This window comes from Saccharothrix sp. NRRL B-16314 (genome assembly GCF_000716595.1).
Taxonomy (GTDB): domain Bacteria; phylum Actinomycetota; class Actinomycetes; order Mycobacteriales; family Pseudonocardiaceae; genus Actinosynnema.
The window spans coordinates 1-2,955 of record NZ_JNXC01000071.1; the positions used below are offsets into that span (position 1 = coordinate 1).

General features: G+C 71.8%; 3 protein-coding genes. All 3 read left to right on the forward strand.

The annotated features are described in order from the left end of the window. Nucleotides 1–223: sigma factor-like helix-turn-helix DNA-binding protein (locus OQ02_RS38960; RefSeq protein ID WP_033443713.1), on the forward strand; the 223-nt coding region annotated here is incomplete at its 5' end. Further along, the gene (locus OQ02_RS38965; protein ID WP_033443714.1) at nt 220–1,038 is read left to right on the forward strand and encodes an anti-sigma factor; all 819 of its coding nucleotides are present in this window, start codon (nt 220–222) and stop codon (nt 1,036–1,038) included. The genes OQ02_RS38960 and OQ02_RS38965, both read left to right, overlap by 4 nt. 53 nt (nt 1,039–1,091) lie before the next feature. Next, nucleotides 1,092–2,732, forward strand: coding sequence for a molybdopterin-dependent oxidoreductase (locus tag OQ02_RS38970; RefSeq protein ID WP_051773493.1), 1,641 nt, complete (start codon nt 1,092–1,094; stop codon nt 2,730–2,732). Nucleotides 2,733–2,955: the final 223 nt, after the last annotated feature.

A 2,955-nucleotide genomic window follows, 5' to 3' on the forward strand; every position in this document is an offset into this window, starting at 1 on the left:
CGCGGTGAGCGAGCAGGTCGCGGCGCGGGTCGAGCGGCGGCAGGTGCAGCGGTGCCTGTCGGCGTTGACGGAGTTGCAGCGGGAGTCCATCCTGCTGGGTTACTTCCAGGGCTACACGTACCCGGAGACGGCGTCGTTGTTGGGCATCCCGTTGGGCACGGTGAAGACCAGGATGCGTGACGGACTGATCAGGCTCCGAGACTGCCTGGGGGTGACCCGATGACCGACAACACCGCCCGCTTCGAAGCCCACACGCTGATGGGCGCCTACGCGCTGGACGCCGTGTCCGAGGCCGAGCGCCGCGTCTTCGAGGAGCACCTGGAGGGCTGCCCGGACTGCGTGCAGGAGCTCGCCGAACTGCGCGAGACCACCGCGCTGCTGGCCGGCGAGGCGTCGGTCGAGCCTCCCGCGCACCTGCGTGACCGGGTGTTGGCCGCTGTCGCCGACACGCGCCAGCTGCCACCGGAGACCGGCGACCACCTGGAGACCGGCGGTACGGGGATCGGGGCCCGGCCGGCCGAGTGGACCGACCCGCGGCTCGGGTCCACGGGGCCCCGGCTGTGGTTGCGCCGGACCGCGGCGCTCGCCGCCGCCGCGGGCATCGCGGTCGCCGTGACGCTCGGCATCCAGGGCGTGGACACGAACCGCCGCCTGGAACAGGACCTGCAAGCACTGCAACAGGCCAACGCCCAGAACAGCCGGGTCGCCGAGCTGCTGTCCGCACCGGACGCCAAACTCGTCCGCGGTGAAGTGGCCGGCGGCGGCACGGGCACCGTCGTCGCGTCGTCGACCGAAGGAGAGGTCGTGTTCCTCGCCCAAGGCCTCGCTCGACTGCCCGAGGACCGCGCGTACCAGATGTGGCTGATCGGTCCTGACGGGCCGCGTCCGGCCGGGTTGCTCACGTCCTCCGACGGGCAGGTCGACCCCTTGCTGGCGGGCGGTTTCACCGGCACGGAGGCGGTCGGCCTGACGGTGGAGCCGGCGGGCGGGTCCGCCCAGCCGACGACGCCGACCGTGGTGGTCCTCCCGCTCGTCTGAGAACACCCGGCCGTGAGGGCAATCCGCTGGGCGGTCGGCGGCGAATACCTGACGTGAACGCAACCACACGCAGGCAGAAGACCGATCCCGGTGTGCCGCGGCTGCCGCTGTGGGCGGCTGCCGCGGCGGGCCTCGTCGCGGTAGGGGCGGCGTTGGCCGCCGGGCACCTCGTCGCCGCGCTCATCGACCCGTTCGCCTCGCCGTTCCTGGCCGTGGGCAACACCGCCATCGACCTGACACCGCACCCGGTCAAGGACTTCGCGATCCGCACGTTCGGCGAGGACGACAAGCTCGTCCTGCTGGCGGGCATGGCGTTCGTCATCGCCGCCGCCGCGGTGGTCGCGGGACTGCTGTCCCGCCGCAGCCCGCTACCGGGCACGGTCCTGGCCATCGGGTTGGGCGTGGTCGGTGTCGCGGCGGTCCTCGCGCGGCCCACGCTCGACGTGATCGCCGTGCTGGCGCCGTTGGCCAGCCTGGTCGTCGGCGTGCCGGTGTTCAGGTGGCTGCACCGGCTCGCCCGCCGGTCGGCGACCGCGGGCGTGGTCGTCCCTTCCCCCTCCCCGTCGGCGACCGCGGACGGGGAAGGGGAGGGGACGACCAGGTCGGTGGACTGGTCGGTTCCCGGTCTGGGTCGCCGCCGCTTCCTGATCACCTCCACCGCCGTCGCTGCGGCGGCGGGCGCGACCGCGGCGGCGGGGCAGTACATCGGCGGCCGGGTCGACGTGGAGGCCTCCCGCCGTGCCATCCGGTTGTCCCCCGACGAGGCGGCGCCGCCGATCCCGGCGGGCGCGGACTTCGCCGACGCCGGTACGCCGACCTTCATCACCCAGAACGCCGACTTCTACCGGGTGGACACCGCGTTGTCGGTGCCGAGGACGCGGGCGCGGGACTGGCGCCTGCGCGTGCACGGCATGGTCGAGCGCGAACTCGTGCTCACCTACGACGACCTGCTGAACCGGCCGCTGGTGGAGAAGACGATCAGCCTCTGCTGCGTGTCCAACGAGGTCGGCGGCCCCTACATCTCCACCACGAACTTCATCGGTGTGTCCCTTCGCGACATCCTCGCCGAGGCGGGCGTCCGACCGGGCTCCGACCAGCTCGCGACGCGCAGCGTGGACGGATGGACCTGCGGCACTCCCGTCGAGGACATCATGAAACCCGGCAGCGACGCGTTGTTGGCCATCGGCATGAACGGCGAACCGCTCCCGGTCGAGCACGGCTTCCCGGTGCGCATGGTCGTCCCCGGTCTGTACGGGTTCGTGTCGGCGACGAAGTGGCTGGTCGACGCGGAACTCACCACGTTCGCGGATTTCGACGCGTACTGGGTCAAGCGCGACTGGGCGCGGCGCGCCCCGATCAAGACCATGTCGCGGGTCGACCGGCCCAAGGCGTTCGAACGGGTGCCCGCCGGGAAGTACGTCGCCGCCGGGGTGGCCTGGGCGCAGCGCAGGGGCGTCGACAAGGTCGAGGTCCGCGTCGACGGCGGACCTTGGCAGGCCACGACCCTGAGCACGGAAGTCAACATCGACACGTGGCGGATGTGGCGGGCAGAGCTGGACCTCCCGGCCGGGTCGCACACGCTGGAAGTGCGGGCGACCGACCGGACCGGTTACACCCAGACCGACGAGCGGGCCGAGCCGATCCCGGACGGCGCCGCCGGATGGCACACGATCGTGTTCACCGCACAGCCCTGACCAGCACGGACATCGTCCGCGCGGAAGCAGTGCCAACTTTTTTCGAGATCGACCAATCCGGCCGCCCGCCGGTGTCGAACCACCTGTGACAAGCCGGGAAACACACCTTTCCGGTAACCGTCCTCAAAGGAGTGACCTCCCATGCGCAGCACCCGGCTCGCCTCCGTGATCGGCGTCATGACCGCGGCCCTGCTCTCCGTCGCCGCCTGCGGCAGCGGCGAAC